The sequence below is a fragment of the Vibrio atypicus genome, from assembly GCF_009811315.1.
Lineage (GTDB): Bacteria > Pseudomonadota > Gammaproteobacteria > Enterobacterales > Vibrionaceae > Vibrio > Vibrio atypicus.
Map to the genome: position 1 here is coordinate 812,244 of NZ_BLID01000001.1, position 20,620 is coordinate 832,863.

Consider the following 20,620-nt stretch of genomic DNA (forward strand, 5'->3'; position numbering starts at 1 on the left):
ACAACCTGTTGTTATTCTACTGTTTACTCGCTTTCCTAGCAGGACTCCACATTTATCTCCATTTTACCCCATAAATGTGATTACAAACTAAAGAAAGCGCTTTCCTTTTGATTTGAATCTCATTTTGTAGGGGTTATTCGTTGGCATTATCACCATGTTCCAGCGTAATAGTGAAGCTCTTGATCAATAAAATGCCGTAATAGTTGAGAAAGGCGATGGATTACCAAACGGAATTGCATAGGAGTGCAACTATTTTCTTTTTTAGAGAAAGCGCTTCCTTAATTGAGTGAGATAATACGGACATATTTCCCTATGAATAGACTAAAAATAAATAAACATGCTCTTTTAACCTGTCTGCCTCTGTTACTGATTGGTTGTGATTCAGAGAAAATAGAAGATCCAACGACTAACGGTGCATCACCAAGTGAAGGGGTAGTGCTTGTCGATCAGCCAGCACCTGTTGCTCCATACCCTAATGTACTTGGTTATGATGTTAACAGTAGCCGTTCAACGACAAATGACTTCCTGCTTGGGAACCCTGATTTCCAAGCTATATCCTATGGCTCATTTCGTCAAACAGTGCGTGATAGTGTCGATAACGCACCTTCGGTTGAAGAGATCAAAGAAGATTTATTGCTGATGGAAGCAATGGGTATCAAGGTAATTCGCACTTATCACACGCAAGACTATATCGATACTGAGCGTCTGTTGGTTGCGATTGACGCATTTATGAATCCGACATCTGTCGAATACAGAGAAGGGTTTAAAATGTTCGTTATGCTCGGTATCTGGGTTGATGCCGTCAATTCTTGGGGAGGAGGGGAAATAGATCGAACCCAAGGCAGTGCGACAAGTGAAGCGGAGATGGATAAAGCGATCGAGCTCGTTAATTTATACCCAGAAATCATTAAAGTGATGGCGGTCGGGAACGAGTCAATGGTTCATTGGGCCGGCTACCACGTCTCACCTGCTGTAGTGACGAATTACATCAATCAACTTCAGGCCTTAAAAACGAACGACTTTACTAAAGGTTACGACGATTTAGTGGATGAAATTCCGGTGGACACTTGGATTACAAGTTCTGATAACTTCGCAGTCTGGGCTGGACAAGGTGACTATGCCGGAGATGACTACAAAGCGCTTATTGAAGCGGTTGATTATGTTTCCGTCCACTCTTACCCATTCCATGATACTCATTGGAATGGCGAGTTTTGGTCTGTGCCTTTGGATGAGCAAGAGTTAACGAAAGAAGAACAACTTCAATCTGCAATGGCTCGTGCAAAAGAGCATTTTTTAAGTCAAGTGAAAGCAGTTCAGGACAACGTCAACGCCATCGACCCAACGAAACAAATTCATATTGGTGAAACTGGTTGGTCTACGATATCAAGTGATGGGTTTAGCGTAACAGGAACAAAAGCGGCGGATGAATACAAACAGAAGCTTTACCATGACGCATTGAGAAGTTGGTCAAATGAATTTGGTGCATCGCTATTCTTCTTCGAAGCCTTTGATGAGCAATGGAAAGCCGGTTGGGAACAGGCGGACGAGAACCACTCCGAAAAACATTTTGGCATGATTGATTTAAACGGACAGGCAAAGTATTTACTTTGGGATTTGGTTGATCAAGGAGCGTTTACCGGGTTAACCAGAGGCAAAGATGGTGAGGGCAACGACATTCAAATCACCAAAAGCTATGACGGTAATATTGACGCATTAATGTTAGATGTTGAACTGCCTCCTTATAAAGAAGCGCCAGTGAACAGTGAGAAATATACGGTAATTGGTGATGCATTGTCTGAAGGCGTAAATCTCTATTGGTGGGGAGGCAATTCAGGTATCTACTTAAATGATGCGGGTTCTACAATTATGCTTACTGGTGGGTCGGATAGTTTTCCTGGCTGGTGGGGAGCTGGTGTTCAACCTAGCGTTCAAGCAAACCTGACAGGTTTTGAGCAAGGTAGCCTCAACTTTGATATTAAAGCAACGCAAGCTTTATCTGATGTAACGTTCAAACTCGGAATGCAAACCGGCTCTTCGGGCTCAGTGAATCATTTCGTTCAAGTCGGTGGTTCTACTGCCTATCCGGTTACCACAGAAACACAAACTTACTCTATTCCACTCTCGGCTTTGGCTAATTATGAACAGATGGATCTAAATGCCGTTGTGGCGTTGATGTTCTTCCTTGGTGAAGTGGATGGAGCAGGAGAAAACTACATTCCTGATGGGGTATCTGTCGAAGTGAGCAATATCTACTACTCGAAATAACAACTAACCAAGTGACCGCGATGGGGATTACCTTATCGCAGTCAAAGTAAGGACTATTATGTTGAACAAGACACTGATTTCGCAGCTTGTATTTTCCAGCCTATCAGGGGTGATGCTTGTAGGCTGCGCAAGTACTGCAGATACCACGGATGCCTCATTTATAACCGGTAAAAAGCCAGTAGAGTTACAGCAAACGCCAATAACACCAAGCGATAAGTGGAAACTATCTTGGCAAGATGATTTTGAAGGCGATCGAATTAATCCGCGTTACTGGTCATTTGAACAAAACTGCTGGGGAGGAGGAAACAACGAACAACAATGCTATACCGATAGCGATAAGAATGCGTTCGTGAAAGATGGTTTGCTCCATATTGTCGCAAGAAAAGAGTCTTTTACGGGCCCTGACAACCCAGAAGGCGTAGAGGGTGGAGCAAGCAAAACACTTCCTTATACGTCGGCGAGATTAAGAACCAAAGGAAAGCGCGACCAAAAATATGGACGCTTTGAAGTTCGCGCTAAGCTTCCTTCTGGACAAGGTACTTGGCCCGCTATTTGGATGTTACCAACAGACAGCAAATATGGCACTTGGGCAGCATCGGGTGAAATTGACATTCTGGAAGCTGTAAACCTGAAAACTCAGTCTGATGCACCTGGAGCAAAACCGGGAGAGGAAGAAAACCGCATCCACGCTACCTTACACTATGGTAAAGCCTGGCCAGATAATGCGAGTAGTGGTTTGGGGGTGACGCTGCCTAATGGGATCAACCCAGCGGATGATTTCCATACTTATGCAATAGAGTGGGAAGAGGGCGAAATCAGATGGTATGTCGATAACATTCACTACGCGACACAGACTCACGAAGGTTGGTACTCTCAATTCGAGCAAGAAGGACAGCTCGTTAATGCAGATAGTTTGGCGCCATTCAATGAGAAATTCCATTTGCTACTGAATGTTGCTGTCGGTGGATCTTGGGCGGCTAATGCGAATGAAAAAGGCGTGAATGCCGATATTTTCCCTCAGACAATGTTGGTCGATTATGTGAAAGCGTACCGCTGTTCGGTTGATCGTTGGAAAGGCAAAGGCTGCAGCGCGAAATCGGAAGAAGCGACCTTGGTTAAAGGTAATCAGCCTCCAGCTATTTTGGTTCAAGATGACAGTTATGCCGATGGCCCTGAGCTGAACGTTTTTATGGACTCACTCAATGGAAGCCTTGCCTATGGCAGTTATGATCCAACCGATATTGTTGAATATCAAGAGGTTGAAGAGCCAGGCCGCGGAAAAGTATTGTCTATCTCGAAACAAAATGGTGGCGGCAATATCTATTTCCGCTCTCCTACGACAGATATCAGCCATTGGTTAGACTCGGGTCAACTCAGTTTTGATATCAAAGTTGATCAAATAGCAGAAGGTGTTGAACTGGTGATCAAAATGGATAGCGGCTGGCCAGCGACTAGTGACATGACCGTTCCTTTGAACAATACGTCTGAGTGGCAAACCGTATCGTTGTCTGTTGCCGATATTATTGCTGGAGGGAATCGCTATGTATCAGGAAGTGCAGATCCCGCCAATATTAATAACTTACTGGTTTTTGAGCCAACAGGCGCGATGGAGTTTTCTTTGGATAACATCCGCATGAGCAAGTAGCAAAACGCGAAGAATAATACTTTGGCCTATACCGCGCATCTAGCGCGGTATTTTTTTGTTCAATGATCGTATGCATTCTGTGATCAATCCACAAAGAAAGCGGTTTCTTTGTGATCTAATTAACTTTATGTATGGGTTGTTGATGAGTATTCTAGCGTCAATCCGAACATGATTAGCAACCCCGTCTTCAAAAGAGTCGTTTTAAGCTCTTCTGAATTCCCTACACCTTGAATGCTGCTTGTCTTTGGATTTTTTAATCACAATAAAAGAAAGCGCTTTCTTTGGGCGCGTAAATAACATGGAGTTACTATGAAACTGTCTAAGCTTACTCTTGCCTGCCTTATCGCAACGACTGGAGTCACCTCATTACCTGCATTTGCTGAGAAATCTGAAGGATTTGAATTCCACGGTTACTTTCGTGCTGGCGTTTTATATAGCAAAAACGACGATTTTAAACGTGCAAAATTTCCTGCATCAAAGGAGCGTCTAGGTCGTTTGGGCGTTGAGTCTGATAGCCATTTTGAGTTGGCGCTGCAAAAGAATTTTGTGAACGATGCTGGCCAAAAGATTCGTATTAAAACGCGTGCTGCTGCGGATAACGCTCAATACGCAACCAACCAATTAGGGGCGAACGCGGATGCAACAAACAGCGAAATCGGTATGGCTGAAACCTTTGTTGAATTTGAAGGTGTAACAGATAGCGGTGTTGTTTGGGGTGGTAAGCGTTTTTACGGTAAAGATAACTACATCTTCATGACTGACTTTTTCTACACGGATATGTCAGGTACAGGTGTAGGTATTGAGGGTGTTGAGTTAGGCGGAAACAAATGGGACTTCGCTTATATCGCAAGTGATGATTCTGGGGACACAGGTTTCTGGGGTGATGGTAACAATATCATGCACGCTCTTCACGCAGGTGTGAACTTTGGTAGCGTTGAATTACATGCAATGGCGAAGTTCATGCCAGACAATATGGTGGATTTAGGCTTTGGCGCTGGTGAAGAATCATTTGCTGAGAATGGCTATGAAATGACTGCTATCGTGCATTCGGATTCCGTGTTTGGCCTTTCTGATAAGGGTTTCACGAAATACATTGCGCAAGCGGGTAAAGGACTTGGCTCTGGCAACTTATTAGGCGGTACGATTACCACTTACAACACCTACAAGCCGGGCAGCGACTACCAAAGCTGGCTAACAACGGGTACTGGTTGTGGCACATCATGTGTTAAGGCTGTTGAAGACAATGACACTTCTTTCCGTGCTTTAGCTTGGGGTGGTTATTTCTTTGAAAATGGCGTGAACGTCTTCCACTCTATTCAAACGCAATACAATGATTTTGACAATGGCGCGAGTGATGGTTGGGTTTCCGCTATGGTTCGTCCAACGTTCCCAATCTCTGATAACTTCTTTATCGCGACAGAAGCAGGCTACATGTTTAACTACGAAGATCGTAACGGCGAGAAAGCTGACTCATACGATTACAAGCTGACTATCGCTCCAACGATGGTGGTGAGTTCTGGTTTCGGGCCTAATCCAGAAATCCGCTTACTTGCCTCTTACCTAGATGGTGAAGATCGTGATGGTAACGGTAAGGATGGAGACTTCATCGTAGGTATCCAAGCGGACATGTGGTGGTAATTGACTAACGAGCGCTAACTAAGAAGGTATTTTGTGGCCAAGTGCCGATACCTTCCTTTTTTCATTATATCCTTTTGTGTTGCAACTGTTCAGGCACACATTTTCCTCTGATAAAGGGTTTGCTCCTATTTATCACCTTAGCCGCTATTATTAGCGGCTTTTTTTATGTCATCTCTTGGTGTGATCTGAAAGCGCTGTTTATAACATTTAGAGAAGTAATTGCTGTCACTAAAACCTGACGACTCCGCGATAGTTTGCACAGAGGACAGCTTTTCTTTGGTGATCAAATTGCGAGCGTAGGTTAATTGTAATTGGCGAAGATAGTGATTAGGGGAAGAATCTAAGTATTGTTTAAACAGTCTTTCTAACTGACGCTGACTGATAAAAGCCGCTTGTGCAACTTGTTCGGAAGATAGGTCGCAACGCGTATAATGTTGCTCCAGATAGACCATAGCTCTGCTTAGGGCGAGAGCTGTTTTAGGCTCATCTTGTTTTTGCTCAGCATACGTCCTGGCCAGCGTGACAATAAGTTGTTGCATCAAACTACTGATCATGACTTCAAATCCAACATCACCCGTTTCATACTCGACTCTAATAGATTCAAGCATCAATTTGACTCTAGTCAGCTGGTCTGGGGTGAGGGTTAGTTTAGCCCTATATTCGCTGGTCTGCCGTGCTATTGGTTCGATCTTAAACAGGGCATGGTAGCCAGATAGCGCCCGCATTGAAGGGAGCTCAAAAAATGGTGCGGTTGCATCAAACATTAAGTTGATCAGCTTGAGGCCTTTGACGTCTTTAAAGCCATGTTCAGTTTCACCATTGATGACAAACACGTCACCAGCTGTCAATGGATATTCGTAGTCTGAAACGAGATGTTTTCCGCTTCCTTCAACAACCAGAAACAATTCGGAAAAGTCATGTTTGTGTAGAGCGAAGTCTGATTGGTGGTCACCATCGACAAACGCAAAACTTAAGTGCTGATGACGCTGATGTGAGCGGAGTCTATATCGCACAGTCATGTCGTTAATTTCCTTCTAATTGTCGCTTTATTAGGAGAATAGCGAAGAAATTGAGCATACTATTTTTGTTATTGAAAGCACAGTGAATCATTCATAACGAATGGCTCAGTCGCCTTGTCTTTAACTCATCGTGTGGTTGATTATGCAAAACGATCAAATTCAACAAGCTCAATTTCAGTTGGCCCCAGTCAGTCGTCAAGCGGCGTCGGAAGGGATTGTATTACTTAAAAATGATAATAATAGTTTGCCACTCTTACCTGAGGATTGCGTGTCCTTGTTTGGCCGATGCCAGATTAATACATATCGCAGTGGAACGGGTTCCGGTGGAGCTGTAAATGTTCCGTACTCGGTGAGTGCTCTAGAGGGTATTGATCTTAATCCATCGATTACCATCAACCTTCAATTGGTTTCTATTTATCAAGACTGGGTAAATCAGCACCCATTTGATGATGGCGGTGGCGGTTGGGCTGCTGAACCTTGGTTTCAAAAAGAGATGCCGCTAAGTGATGAGTTAGTCGAGTCTGCGGCGAACACGTCAAATAAGGCGGTTGTGTTTATTGGACGAACTGCGGGTGAAGACCAAGATAATAAAGACGTTGCGGGTAGCTACCGTTTGACTGAGCTAGAAGAGTCAATGCTCGTTAAGGTTTGCCGATATTTTGAGTGCGTAATTGTCGTCATGAACGTTACCAATATTATGGATATGTCTTGGCTTAATACGCTAGAAGGTCATCAATCTATAAAAGCGGTCATGTACAACTGGGCAGCAGGAATGGAAGCAGGTCATGCGTTGGCCGATATTCTATCTGGCGAGGAATCACCAAGTGGCCGACTCACTGACACGATTGCTTATCAAATTGAAGATTATCCTTCTTCGGCAAACTTTGGTGACAAAAAATACAACGTCTACCAAGAAGATATTTATGTTGGTTATCGTTACTTTGAAACCTTTGCACCAGAAAAAGTCCAATTTGAGTTTGGTTCAGGGCTATCTTATACCCAATTTAACCAGCAATTAGTCGAACACCGAGTTAAAGATCACGAAGGTAGCAAACAATTCGAGTTTGATATTGAAGTGACCAATATCGGCGATCTCTATAGCGGGAAAGAGGTAGTTCAACTTTACCTAGAGGCTCCACAAGGTAAATTGGGTAAGCCTAGCCGTGTGCTGATCGCGTTTGCAAAAACTAAGAAACTTGCGCCTAGTGAGTCTCAGTTGATCAGCATAACGGTCCCTATTTCCCACTTAGCGTCATACGACGACAGTGGGGTGACTGACCATCGTAGTTGTTACGTAGTTGAAGCTGGCGACTATCATTTTTATAGCGGTGGAAGCGTACACCAAGCCCAGCCTATTTACGCGACATGGCATCTTCCTCATATTCAAGTGGTTGAGCAGCTCCAAGAAGCATGTGCGCCAATTCAGTCTTTTGAAAGAATTAAGCCGACATCAAGAAACGATCAAGGCAGCTATCAAGCTGGTTTTGAAGTTACGCCACAGCGTCGTGTTGACTTAGCTGACCGAGTTATTGCTTCATTGCCGCAAGCGCTAGAATTGACAGGGGATGTCGGAATCAAGCTGGCTGATGTCTATTCAGGATCAGCTTCACTTGAGGGTTTTGTTGGCCAAATGTCACCAGAGCAAATGGCTACATTAGTGCGTGGAGAAGGCATGTGTAGCCCAAAAGTCACGCCGGGTACAGCGGCTGCATTTGGTGGTGTTTCAGATGGTCTATTTCAGTTGGGTATTCCTATTGCGGCTGCTGCAGATGGGCCGTCTGGTATTCGAATGGACAGCGGCCACAAAGCAACTCAAGTGCCTATTGGAACATTGCTAGGCTGTACTTGGAACCGAGAGTTAAACGAAGAACTGTTCTATTTGATCGGTCAGGAACTAAGAGCCAATCATATTGATACGTTACTTGGCCCAGGCATTAACATTCATCGTCACCCTTTAAATGGTCGAAATTTTGAGTATTTCTCTGAAGATCCTTATTTAACGGGCATCATGGCTTCTGCTCAAACAGTTGGCTTAGCGCGAGCCGGAGTTTCAGGAACGATTAAGCATTTTGCAGCGAATGATCAAGAAACTGCTCGAGTGGATGTGGATAGCATCATGTCTGAACGTGCATTGCGAGAAGTTCATGTGAAGCCATTTGAAATGGCGGTTAAACATGGCAAAGCCAGCACAATCATGACTTCTTATAATCCAGTGAACGGCCATTGGGCAGCGTCTAACTATGACTTGAATACAACATTGTTGCGTCAAGAGTGGGGATTCAGTGGGATAGTGATGACGGACTGGTGGGCGAAAATGAACGATCCAATAGAGGCGGGCGAAGAGAGTAAGACCTTCACCTCATATATGTTGCGTGCACAGAATGACCTTTACATGGTAGTTGAAAATGATGGGGCTGAGCGTAATGCGATGCAAGATGACACCTTGTCGGCATTGAATGAGGGAAGGTTGACTCTCGGAGAGCTACAGCGAAGTGCGATGAATATTTGTCGATTCATCATAAATGCGCCAGTGATGGAAAGACCATTAGAAGCGTATGAACCGATTAAGACATTTAAACCGAAAGCGACAAAGCTTGTTGAGGAAACACCAACTCAAACTGTTTATGTTGCCAATAGGCCGATGGAGCTGAATGCCTCGACTCAAGTAACCTTTGATATCGCTGTAAATGAAGCTGGCATTTATCGGTGCCAAGCAGCAATGAGGTATGAGAGAGATGCGTTAGCACAGTCTTCGTGCAGCTTATCTATCAATGACCTGTTCAGCATGAGTTTCCCAATTCATGGTACAGATGGCACTACGCAACAAGTCGAAGGACTAGAAGTTAAGTTAGATAAAGGCCTCTATACATTTTCGATAGATTTTGTGAAACCAGGAGCCATATTAGAGGTTTTACATTTAAATAAAGTGTAAGTGAGCTTATGTAGTCACAGAGCCCTTGTAGAAATACAGGGGCTTTTTGTTGAGTGACATATAATTAACTCGTGAACAATTTGGGTTTAAACGCAATAAATGCGCGCTTAACTATTTATAAAATCAATGAGAACAAAGAGTTAAGGGTGAGATATGAACAGTAAAAATAAGGCAATAGCAGCAGGAATTATATTTGGTTTTACCTTGTTGATGATGCAACTAGACGTTGGTGGGATATTTATGTTTCTTGCTTCTGTTATGGCGTTTTTTACCTGCGCGTTACAGTCTGTGATGCACATTATGGGATACAAGGATGGAGACGCCTTTCGAGTCTACGAGGACTCAGAGAACATAGAAGCCGAAGCACTAGCTAATGTATTTAAGAATAAGAAAGAGTGTCAGGAGGAGATAAACAAAAGGCCCGGAAGACCGGACCTTTAATATCTAGATAGGTGGAGTTAAGCGTAGCTCACTCTGTGATGCTGTAGCTCTGTACGCATCCCCATCACTAAACTGACACACATGACCAGCAGGATAACAGTGAACGGAAGCCCCGTTGAAATGGTACCGGCTTGCAGTGCTTGAATGGCTTCTGTGCCGCCTACCCAAAGTAGAACAGCAGCAATAGCGCCTTCAACCGATGCCCAGAAGATACGTTGTGGGATTGGTGCATCGACTTTACCGCCAGACGTAATGCTATCTACAACCAGTGAAGCAGAATCTGAAGAAGTAATGAAGAAGACCATAATCAATACAATTGAGATCAAAGATAGGATTGAGCTCATTGGCATTGCTTCATAAGCGTAGAATAGAGAAAGCGTAATATCGCTTAAGCCGTTCTCGCCAAGTTCACCGACTTTGTTGATGACCTGTTCAATCGCAATACCACCAAAGGCTGACATCCATACCAGAGTAATGCTGGTTGGGATGAGGATTACCGCAGTCACAAACTCACGCACAGTACGCCCTTTCGATACGCGGGCAATGAACATACCGACACAAGGTGACCATGAAATCCACCAAGCCCAGTAGAAGACTGTCCAGCCGTGCATCCAAGCTTCATCTTCACGACCGTGTGGGTTACTTAGAGCAATGATGTTTTCAGCGTAGCCGATCAATGTATCTGGAATAGAGCCCAAAGCAGCAGCTAAACCAGCCAAGATCACGAATATTAGTAGAGCGAAAGCAACAATAAGGTTTGTGTTACTCAGAACTTTGACGCCACCATCAATGCCACGCACAACAGATACGACCGCCAGTGATGTTACAAAAGCAATCACGCTAAGTTGTAAGCCAAGGCCTGTCTCAATATCAAAAACATGGCCGATACCACTTGCTGCTTGTTGAGCTCCAAGACCCAATGATGTTGCTAAGCCAAACAGTGTCGCTAGTACCGCAAGAATATCAATGATATGGCCAAACCAACCCCAAGTGCGGTCACCTAGTAATGGGTAAAAGACAGAACGGATGGAGAGAGGTAAGCCTTTGTTGAATGCGAAAAAGGCCATTGCTAATGCCACAACCGCATAGATTGCCCATGGATGCAGGCCCCAGTGGAACATAGTCGCGCCAAGAGCAACGCGAACAGCTTCTTCAGAGTATGGTTCTACGCCAAGTGGTGTTTCATACCAGCCTGTAAAGTATGCAACAGGCTCGGCTACGCCCCAAAACATAAGGCCAATACCCATACCTGCCGCGAACAACATTGCGATCCAAGAAAGGTTGGAGTGATCTGGTTTTGCGTCGACGCCGCCGATACGGATTTTACCAAAAGGAGAAAGAACCAAACCAATACAGAAAATTAGAAATAGGTTGCCAGACCACATGAAAAGGTTGTCAAAGCTACCGATGATTTGCCACTTGATACCGTCAAGTGACGCTTTTGCTGTCGCAGGATCGACGACAAGAAGGGCGACCAAGAACAAGATAATCAGTCCGGCGCTCGCGCCAAAAACTGGGTTGTGGACATCGAATCCCCACTTCTGAACATTATCTTGACCGACTGTGTAATCGGTATTCTCGATACTATACCTATCCTTAGTACTACTCATTTATCCTCGCAAATATTTAGAGTTCGAAACAAAATTTCGCGGCAAGGTTATCAGAAAAGAGTAATAAACTAAAGTTTGATCACAAATAAGACCGAAATGGTTTGAAAATCACACGATTAATTGTGATGTGTACTAATGAAAAAACGCTGGTGCAAACCAGCGTTTTTAGGGAGGGTCATTCTCTATAGAATGGCTTATGAAGCCTTATTCAGCTTTGGGTCAGCGATATTTCTCCTTCGCTATTATCAGCAAATATTTCAGCGACGGCGCTGCGTTCTAACGCACCTTGAAGATTTCCTTCCTCATCAACAACTGGAAGAGAGAATTCACTCGAAATACTCTCCATTAGAACCTCTTCAATGGCGGAGTCTGGAGAAATTGCAGGAACTTCTTCATAGATTTCCTCATGAATTTCCTCTTGCGAATCTTGCTTCGCTGCATCGAGTAGGCCTTCTTTCGTCAACACGCCCTGATAGCCTTCTTCTGTGACGTGGTAAGCGTAATCCTGCTTTATCCCCTTCATCTGAGCGATCGCTTCTTGAATCGTGTTTGCGGTGATGCGAGAAGCTGGTGGATTCATGACGGTTTCTACTGTTAGCGCACGCGCTCGGTTAACGTCTTTAACAAAGGCTTCGACATAATCATCGGCTGGATGGAGCAAGATTTCATCTGGTGTGCCTTGTTGAACCAATTCGCCATCTTTCAAAATAGCGATTCGGTCACCAAGACGTAGTGCTTCATCAAGGTCGTGTGTGATAAAGATGATGGTCTTGTGCAGTTTCTCTTGGAGTTCTATCAACTGATCTTGCATTTCGCTACGGATCAAGGGGTCAAGTGCGGAGAAGGCCTCATCCATAAGTAGGATCTCTGCGTCGGTACACAGTGCTCGCGCTAAACCAACACGTTGCTGTTGACCACCGGATAATTGAGATGGATATTGGTTTTCGTACCCTTTCAACCCTACTGTTTCGAGCCACTGGTTAGCGGTCTCTAGGCGTTTGCTTTTCTCAATCCCTTGAATTTCAAGGCCATAAGCGACGTTATCTACAACGGTTCGGTGTGGCAATAAACCAAAACGCTGGAAAACCATCGACATTTTATGGCGGCGGAATTCTTCAAGATCAGATTGGCTCAGCTGCATTACGTCAGTACCTTCAACCAAGATTTGCCCTTCGGTTGGGTCAATCAAGCGGTTAAAGTGACGGATCAGTGTAGACTTACCTGAACCAGATAGGCCCATGATGACGAAAATCTCACCTTTGTTGATTTTAAGGTTGATCTCTTTAAGCCCGACGGTATGGCCGGTGTCTGCAAGAATTTGGTCTTTGCTTTCACCTTGTTTGACTCGCTCCATCACTGATTTAGGTTTGCGGCCAAAGACTTTATACAAGCCACTGATTTCAATAAGAGGTTTAGTCATGCTTTAGATCTCCTAAGTGGGCTTGAGTACGTTTCGCATAGGCTTGTGACGCGCGGTCAAACAAGATTGCTAAAGCGACAATCGCGAAGCCGTTAAGTAGACCTAAAGTAAAGTATTGGTTGGTGATTGATTTGAGTACTGGCTGACCTAAGCCTTTAACGCCAATCATGGAAGCAATAACAACCATTGAAAGTGCCATCATGATGGTTTGGTTGATCCCGGCCATAATAGTTGGCATCGCCAGGGGTAGCTGAACACCCCATAGGCGTTGTTTCGCACTGGCACCGAATGCAGTAGCAGCCTCGAGCACTTCTTTGTCGACTAATCGAATACCAAGGTTAGTTAATCGAATTACCGGTGGGATGGCGTAAATAACCACCGCAATTAGCCCGGGGATTTTACCGATGCCGAGTAGCATTACGACGGGAATCAGATAGACAAACGCAGGCATGGTCTGCATGACATCCAGCATAGGAGTTACGATAGATTGCACTCGATTTGAGCGCGCCATTGCGATGCCTATTGGTATACCGAGAATGATGGAAAGCATGGTACAGACGGTGATAATACTGAGTGTCCGCATGGTGTTTTCCCACATACCGAAATAACCAATCAGTATTAAAGAAACAAAGCAGCCGAGAGAAAGTTTCCATGAGCGGCTGGCAAGGTAAACGAGGGCGGTACAGACTGCGAGAATAATGACCCAAGGTGTCGAAATTAGCAGTTTTTCGAACCAGACAAGAAACGAAAGAAGTGGGTCAAAGAAAGATTCGATCATGTCGCCATATTCACGAGAGAAATCTCGGTAAGCGCCATCAAGTGTTTTGCGGATAGCTCTTAGGTCAGAGCGATCCATTTCAGGAAAGCTGCTGAACCAGTTTTCGATAGACATCTATAAATTCCTTTTATTCTCCTTCGTCAGAATAGACAGCTGACGAAGGAGTACATCTTTAGAATAGTGCGTCGTGCGCTATTGAGGATTAAAGAGCTTGTTTTATTTTACTTGCCACTTCAGGAGAAACCCAAGCTTGCCAAACACGCTGATAATCTTCTAGGAAGTGGAACATTGCTTCTTCACCATCGGCTTGATTGTCTTCCATCCAGGCGAGAAGTTGGTTCATATCTGCGTTGGTAAAGCCACGTTTTGTGAAGTAGTCATACGCTGCCGGAGCACGAGTCGCGAACTCTTCTGTTGTGATGGTATGAACTGGTGAAGGTGGGTACATGGTTGGTTTAGGGTCGGCACACTCTGCTTGAGTGGTACAGTTTACGAACTCGGCTTCATCGACACCGCTACCGAAGTCGACCTTAACCATTTCGTATTTGCCAAGTACGGCTGTTGGTGCCCAGTAGTATCCAAGCCAAGCTTCACCACGCTCGTTGGCTTTAGCGATGGCACCAGAAAGACCTGCACTTGACCCAGGATCAACAATGGAAAAGCCAGATTTATCTAACTCAAGAGCATTAAACAAGTTACCTGCACTGATTTGACAGTTCCAACCTGCTGGACATGTGTAGAATCCTGATTTATCAGGGTCTTCTGGGTGTTCAAATAGCTTAGCGTGTTTCTTAACACCTTCGATAGTCGCGATTTCAGGGTACTCTTTGACTAAAGAAGCTGGAACCCAGAAGCCTTCCTCACCACCATCTACCAGTGATTTTCCGGCAAAACGAAGGCGTTTGTCAGCGACACCTTTGTCTAGCGCGTCTTTAAGACTATTACTCCAAAACTCTGGAGCAACGTCCGGCTGGCCTTTTTCGATCATGGATGTGCCCGTTGGCATTGTATCACCAGGGATCAATTCAGCGTCACAACCGTATCCGTGTTCAAGAATAAATCGGTCTATGTTGGCGATGACTGTTGCGGAGTTCCAGTTCATATCTGCGATAGTGACTTTGCCGCACTCGCCAGCTTGTGCATTTAGAGCTGTAGCGCTCATCACTAGCAATGCTGCCGTTTTTACTCTCATCATAATTTCCCTTTTTAATGAATGCTCTTTAAAAATAGAGATTTAATGGTTAGAGTTCAAATTAAATTTTTAGAGGTGTGACACTGTTAAAATGCAAACTTTGTAAGAAATTGCGTTATTTTGACGAGATTATGCTGTCTTAATCACCATTTTTTATGTGGCTTATACAGATTAGTTGGCAGGATGGTTTGAGTTCGAAGTATTGGTGTGGTCTAGTCGGCAGACCAAACATTGCGTATTTCTGGCCATCCCCAGTTGGTAAGTTCAACATCTTTCAAGACACCGTGAAATCGAAGTGTTTGTCTGTGGTGAAAGAGTGGTGTTAACCAGTATTGATTAATGAGTGCGGAGGCAATGGGTTCTAAGGCATGTAAGTAGTTTGAAAGAGAAGTTTCAGAGCGTAGAGTGTCTAAAGACTGAGTGAGCCAAAGTTTCGCTTCGTCACCAATACAGCTTTGTAATACGGGGTTATGGTAGAGGCTATTGAACGCAGAAGCGTGACGATTGTCATCAAGGTTAATGTTGGTAATGATCAGGGATTCTCTGAGTTCACCATCCATTGATAACTGGTTGAGTTCTCTAAAAGAGTAGCTGTTAATTGTGACTTGTGTCCCTTGATGTTCAAGGATGTTTTTCACAGCTTCGGCGCAGCTTTTAAGAGCCGTATAGTTGTATACCGCAATAGATATTTGTTCCGGTAATGGCGTTTCTGGGGCTTGTGGGCGAACGATGTTATGCCACATTGGTAGCAAGTTATTTGCGGTCTCACAGCCAAACAAAGATTGATTTTCTTTAAGGCAATTGAGCACTTTTTCAGCGGTGATGAAACTGGAAAGGTAGCGGCGCTGTGCATCATTTAGAGCGTGATTGGGTTTTTGATTGAATAAAATGAATAGACAGCCATCTTCTGTTCGTGATTGTTGGGTGTCTTTGCGAGTGTGCGCATCTACGGCGTGAGAAAGATAATAGTTGCAGTTGCTATCGTGTGCTTCAGGCTGATTGGTTTCTATCTGTTTTTCGATGAGCTCCTTCTCATCTAATTGCCAAATGGTGACCTGATCGGTCAGTGCTCTACAAGCATAATAGTGTTCAAACGCTTCTAGACAGAGCCTGTTTTTCGCATGCTCAGTGACTAAAAATGGGCCACTTCCGATCACCAATGGAGTGCCTTGTGTTGCAAGTTGGCTTGCTGGCTGAATACCATACTTGACGCCGGAGATAAGTCCACCAAAGCCTTGATCAGGAATAGAGAGCGTGAAAACAACCTTGTTGTTGAGTGGGGCTTTCACATCATCTAAATGGGCTAACTCACTTCGATAATGAGATAGGTTTTTGAGTTTGTTGAATAGCTCGGCCACACCCCTTGCATTGATTTCCTCACCATTGTGAAAACGCAGTCCTGGCCTTAAATAAAAGGTCCACTCTTGATAATGATTGTCATGTTGCCAGTGATGAGCTAGTTGCGGTTCGAGCTGGCCTTCATTGTTACTTCCAACGAGGCAGCAGTATATTTGGCGTAAAAGATATCGTTCACTCGAACGTTGTAAGTGATGTGGCACTAAATACTCAAATGGCCGTTTGTAGGTGAGCTGAATGTGTAATCGACCTTCTCTGAGTGATGCTCCTGAAGTCTTCTGTAGCAGTTGCCCGAAAGTACGCTCGTCATCATCTAGAATCGATAGGGCTTTCTCATATTTCCCTTCTCTGATCCTAATAGCGGCAAGCTGCTTTTTTAACTCCAATAGAGTTGTATTGAGGTAAAGAGTCGAACGTTGATTTCGCCCGACTTTCGGCTTCCACTGCAACCAATCTAGCTTTTGCATGTCGTTTAATAGATTGCGAGCATGGCGTGGGCTGGTAAATAGTACTTCTGCAATCATGGGCAAAGCTGTTTTGATTTCTTTGCCAACGCCAAGTGGCTCAAGGCGAGTGTAGTAGCGTAGAAGCGTCAAATCAGACATCTTTTCTCCAAAATTGTGATGATTTAAGTTCTTAATTGTTCCTTATTTTATCCTTTTTGAGTATAGAAAAGCTAAATTTCCAGCAAATAACTTTAAAACAGGAATAAGGAAAATTTAATCTGACTGTATTTGTTGTTCCTATTAAATGGCATTCTAACTTCGTGGTTCAAGCCATATTCAGCGCTGATTGGGCTCATGCTCCTGACACCCCCACGAACTGACCAATCAGTGCTGTCTTGAAGCCTTTATTTGCGGGGAATGAGTAACAAACTGCTTCGATGATGAGTAAAGTTAGAAGACTTTGCGGTTATTTGAGACTAATATTATCCGTGAATTGAATCATTATGCTGGCTAGAGTATGGAAAGAGTCGTAGACCTCAATCGATGGCAAAAGGAACACATCAAGTCAGAGCAAGAGCTCAAACAGTTGTTCACCGAAGTTAGTGCATGCTATAAATCGCAACCTTTTCCTGATTATGATGTTCGTATAGAACGCCTTCAGATATTGAAGGAATCGTTATTGGAAAGGCAAGAAGAGTTAGTTTCGGCGCTAAATCAGGATTATGGCTTTCGGAGCCGCTTTGATAGCCTGATTTGCGATATATTGCCTGCGGTTTCACACATTAACTACACTATTAAGCATCTTAAAAAATGGATGAAACCGAGCCGACGTTCGTCTGGTTTGTTGTTAGCCCCTTCTCGTATCAAAGTTGAATATCAACCCCTTGGCGTTGTTGGTGTAATTGTACCTTGGAACTTTCCAATAGTACTCAGTATCGCGCCTATCGTAACTGCGATTGCAGCCGGAAACCGGGTAATGGTCAAGCTCAGCGAACACACCCCAAAGACCAACCAAGTATTGAGTCAAGTCTTTGAACAAATCGATCAGAATATATACCCAGTAGAAGGTGGATCAGACATTGCGAGCTACTTTTCGCAGCTCCCATTTGATCACTTAATTTTTACGGGCTCGACAGCCGTTGGACGACTTGTGGCACAGGCGGCAGCAAAGAATCTTACACCGGTTACGTTGGAGCTTGGTGGTAAGTCACCGACGCTCGTTGATGATGAAATCGATTTAAAACGCGCAGTCGATGCGATCATGCTGGGTAAGTCAGTGAACTCTGGCCAGATCTGTGTTGCACCTGATTACGTATTGGTACCAAAAGGCAAAGAGCTTGCTTTCATCCGCCTTTACTTGGAGCGGTTCCAATCTCTGTATGTTGAAAAAGGACAAGCGGACTCGGTAAGCCAAATTATTAATGATGGCCAATTCGCTCGATTAAATGAGTTATTAGAGGATGCAAAAGCTCACGGAGCTGGAATTCATACCATTGAAGGTGTTGAAGTCTCTGGTCGTCGAATGCTGCCTCATCTAATTACCGGCGTCACAGAAGATATGCTCGTGATGAAGCAGGAGATCTTCGGCCCAATTCTACCTGTAATTGGCTATCGACACATCAATGAGGTTTACGCCTATATCAATAGCAAGCCAAGGCCGTTAGCACTTTATTTGATGTCTGATGATAAGAATTTGCAGAGACAGGTGATTGAGCAGACACATAGTGGTGGGGTAGCCATTAACGATACATTACTTCATGTGGCTGCAGAAGATGCCCCATTTGGCGGAATTGGCGAATCGGGTTTAGGCCACTACCACGGTAAAGAAGGTTTCCTGACGTTTTCTAAGGCCAAAACCGTGCTGCACACCAGTAGCTGGTTACCTCGAAGCCGGCTATTGCTTAAATTTCGTAAACTGGCCGAGAGTGCATTGGGGAAATTGTTTATACGTTGAGAACGAAATGAGCTGATACGCTTAGTTTGCGTATCAGCGACTGTTTTCGTCAAATCGGATGTTGTTCAAAGTAGATTTTGACAAACTCAATAAACAGTTTCAGCCTCTTGGGTTGATATCGGTCTCGGTGGTAAATCATCGAAAAATCAACGCTTGGTACTCGCCACTCTTTAAATACCTCGACAAGTTGCCCTTCATCGATCTCTTGCTGACAATAAATGGTTGGGACACGAATAATGCCATTGCCATTTAGTGCGCCTTTAACCAGTACCCGCCCATTTTTACAGTGCAAATGACCAGAAATAGAAGCATCAAATGTTTGCTTTGTGCTGCAGTGTTCAAAGCTCCAACGCTTTACTGAACCAGTTAGGCATTGGTGGTTATTTAGCTGTTTAGGGTGCTCTATGCTTGGGAATTTGTTTAAGTAGTTTGGGCTTGCGAGCGTGCCCATGTCGACTCGCATGAGCTTCTTAGCAATAAATCCGGCATCGTCGAGTTTGCCCATACGAAATGCAATATCGAAATCATCTTCTATCAGGTCAACTCGATGACTGCTGAAATCTAGGTTGACCGTTACTTGTGGGTGTTGATGCATAAATTCACTGGCGACCTGAGCAATAAGCTCTTCCCCCAAGTAGCCACCGACACAGTTGATTTTTATTTCGCCTTGCAATACTTCAATATCTTCTACAGCAGCAATGAGCGCTTGATCGATCTCATTGAGCGCTTTTTCACATTGAATGTAGAAAGCTTTTCCAGCCTCAGTCAATTTGAGCATTCGGGTGGTTCGGATGAGAAGAGTCACCCCCATTTGTTTTTCCAACTGGCTAATTTGGCGAGATACATGCGAGCGAGAAACATCGAGTGCTTCCGCTGCTTTAGTGAAATTACCAAGTTGAGCGATGAGAACAAAAGAACGAATATCAGCGAGGTTGATTTGATTGAGCATGATGACTCCGCAAAAAAGTGTTGCTTCCATTGTTGCACCGTGACAACAGTGTTTCAACTAAAGTGATATATATCAACAAAAGGTTTTTTCTTAGTATACCTCCATCGCAGCAATACAGGCTGCAACAAGACAGAAAGATAGAGGAAGAACTAAATGAAAAAATTAATTGTAATCACAGGCGCAAGTTCAGGTATTGGTGAAGCGATCGCTCGTCGCCTAAGTAATGCAGGTCACCCTTTATTGCTTCTCGCTCGTCGTGTTGAACGTCTAGAAATGCTTAACCTTCCAAATACATTGTGTGAACAAGTTGATGTAACAGACAAAGCAACGTTTGATGCTGCGATTGCAAAAGCGGAAGCAAAGTTTGGCCCGGTTGATGGCTTAGTTAACAATGCTGGTGTGATGCTACTTGGTCAAATTGATACTCAAGATGCGTCTGAGTGGAAGCGTATGTTCGACGTGAACGTACTGGGACTACTCAATGGTATGCAAGCTGTCTTAACTCCAATGATGGAAAATAATAGCGGCACTATTATCAACATCAGTTCAATTGCTGGTAAGAAAACGTTCCCAAATCACGCTGCTTACTGTGGTACTAAGTTTGCGGTACACGCAATTTCTGAAAATGTTCGTGAAGAAGTAGCGGCATCAAATGTACGCGTTACCACCATTGCTCCAGGTGCGGTAGAGACGGAACTTCTTTCTCACACCACATCACAAGAAATAAAAGATGGTTATGACGATTGGAAAGTCGACATGGGTGGTGTACTTGCAGCAGATGACATTGCACGTGCAGTGGAATTCGCTTACAACCAACCGCAAAATGTTTGTGTTCGTGAAATTGCGCTAGCACCAACTAAACAGCAGCCATAATTGGTTTTGAATTAATATCACAAAACGGTCAGCTTGATGCTGGCCGTTTTTGTTTTTACTGCTTTCTACATTGCAAATTAGTGAATTACGCCTACAACTAAA

The 20,620-nt window shown here is 44.1% G+C and carries 14 protein-coding genes; 7 read left to right on the plus strand and 7 right to left on the minus strand.

The window, feature by feature from the left end:
* The first annotated feature begins 312 nt into the window (after window positions 1-312).
* The 3 genes from GVO60_RS03635 to GVO60_RS03645 all read left to right on the plus strand — a co-directional run bounded on the left by GVO60_RS03635 (window position 313) and on the right by GVO60_RS03645 (window position 5,548).
* Window positions 313-2,265: a glycoside hydrolase family 17 protein gene (locus GVO60_RS03635; RefSeq protein WP_159651230.1), complete on the plus strand. Its 1,953-nt coding sequence runs from the start codon at window positions 313-315 to the stop codon at window positions 2,263-2,265.
* Window positions 2,266-2,323: 58 nt separating this feature from the next.
* Window positions 2,324-3,910, plus strand: coding sequence for a glycoside hydrolase family 16 protein (locus GVO60_RS03640; RefSeq protein WP_159651231.1), 1,587 nt, complete (start codon window positions 2,324-2,326; stop codon window positions 3,908-3,910).
* 309 nt (window positions 3,911-4,219) lie between these two features.
* Window positions 4,220-5,548, plus strand: a complete 1,329-nt coding sequence (locus GVO60_RS03645) for a carbohydrate porin (RefSeq protein WP_159651232.1) — start codon at window positions 4,220-4,222, stop codon at window positions 5,546-5,548.
* A 137-nt stretch (window positions 5,549-5,685) separates the two neighbouring features.
* Here GVO60_RS03645 and GVO60_RS03650 read toward each other — a convergent pair whose 3' ends face one another.
* A complete protein-coding gene (locus GVO60_RS03650) occupies window positions 5,686-6,567 on the minus strand; it encodes a helix-turn-helix domain-containing protein (RefSeq protein ID WP_159651233.1) in 882 nt (293 codons plus the stop codon).
* Window positions 6,568-6,709: 142 nt separating this feature from the next.
* Here GVO60_RS03650 and GVO60_RS03655 point away from each other — a divergent pair, with 142 nt between their 5' ends.
* The gene (locus tag GVO60_RS03655) at window positions 6,710-9,499 is read left to right on the plus strand and encodes a glycoside hydrolase family 3 protein (protein ID WP_159651234.1); all 2,790 of its coding nucleotides are present in this window, start codon (window positions 6,710-6,712) and stop codon (window positions 9,497-9,499) included.
* Between the two features lie 153 nt (window positions 9,500-9,652).
* Window positions 9,653-9,940 carry a hypothetical protein gene (locus GVO60_RS03660; protein WP_159651235.1) on the plus strand — a complete coding sequence of 96 codons (288 nt, stop codon included), beginning with the start codon at window positions 9,653-9,655 and terminating at the stop codon, window positions 9,938-9,940.
* A 17-nt stretch (window positions 9,941-9,957) separates the two neighbouring features.
* On the opposite strand, the gene GVO60_RS03665 is transcribed toward GVO60_RS03660, so the two are convergent.
* The 5 genes from GVO60_RS03665 to GVO60_RS03685 form a co-directional block, all read right to left on the minus strand.
* On the minus strand, window positions 9,958-11,550 hold the full coding sequence (locus GVO60_RS03665) for a BCCT family transporter (RefSeq protein ID WP_159651236.1): 1,593 nt from the start codon (window positions 11,548-11,550) through the stop codon (window positions 9,958-9,960).
* A gap of 208 nt (window positions 11,551-11,758) precedes the next feature.
* Window positions 11,759-12,970 carry a quaternary amine ABC transporter ATP-binding protein gene (locus GVO60_RS03670; RefSeq protein WP_159651237.1) on the minus strand — a complete coding sequence of 404 codons (1,212 nt, stop codon included), beginning with the start codon at window positions 12,968-12,970 and terminating at the stop codon, window positions 11,759-11,761.
* Window positions 12,963-13,862, minus strand: coding sequence for an ABC transporter permease (locus tag GVO60_RS03675; RefSeq protein ID WP_159651238.1), 900 nt, complete (start codon window positions 13,860-13,862; stop codon window positions 12,963-12,965). The genes GVO60_RS03670 and GVO60_RS03675 overlap by 8 nt, the downstream gene beginning before the upstream one ends.
* 88 nt (window positions 13,863-13,950) lie before the next feature.
* Window positions 13,951-14,940, minus strand: coding sequence for an ABC transporter substrate-binding protein (locus GVO60_RS03680; protein ID WP_159651432.1), 990 nt, complete (start codon window positions 14,938-14,940; stop codon window positions 13,951-13,953).
* A 212-nt stretch (window positions 14,941-15,152) separates the two neighbouring features.
* Complete coding sequence (locus GVO60_RS03685; protein WP_159651239.1) at window positions 15,153-16,901, minus strand: SgrR family transcriptional regulator; 1,749 nt, start codon at window positions 16,899-16,901, stop codon at window positions 15,153-15,155.
* A gap of 358 nt (window positions 16,902-17,259) precedes the next feature.
* Between GVO60_RS03685 and GVO60_RS03690 the strand changes: the two genes are divergently transcribed.
* The gene (locus tag GVO60_RS03690) at window positions 17,260-18,696 is read left to right on the plus strand and encodes a coniferyl aldehyde dehydrogenase (protein WP_159651240.1); all 1,437 of its coding nucleotides are present in this window, start codon (window positions 17,260-17,262) and stop codon (window positions 18,694-18,696) included.
* Between the two features lie 49 nt (window positions 18,697-18,745).
* Here GVO60_RS03690 and GVO60_RS03695 read toward each other — a convergent pair whose 3' ends face one another.
* The gene (locus GVO60_RS03695; protein ID WP_159651433.1) at window positions 18,746-19,645 is read right to left on the minus strand and encodes a LysR family transcriptional regulator; all 900 of its coding nucleotides are present in this window, start codon (window positions 19,643-19,645) and stop codon (window positions 18,746-18,748) included.
* 153 nt (window positions 19,646-19,798) lie between these two features.
* On the opposite strand from GVO60_RS03695, the gene GVO60_RS03700 reads away from it, so the two are divergent.
* Complete coding sequence (locus GVO60_RS03700) at window positions 19,799-20,518, plus strand: SDR family oxidoreductase (RefSeq protein ID WP_159651241.1); 720 nt, start codon at window positions 19,799-19,801, stop codon at window positions 20,516-20,518.
* Window positions 20,519-20,620: the final 102 nt, after the last annotated feature.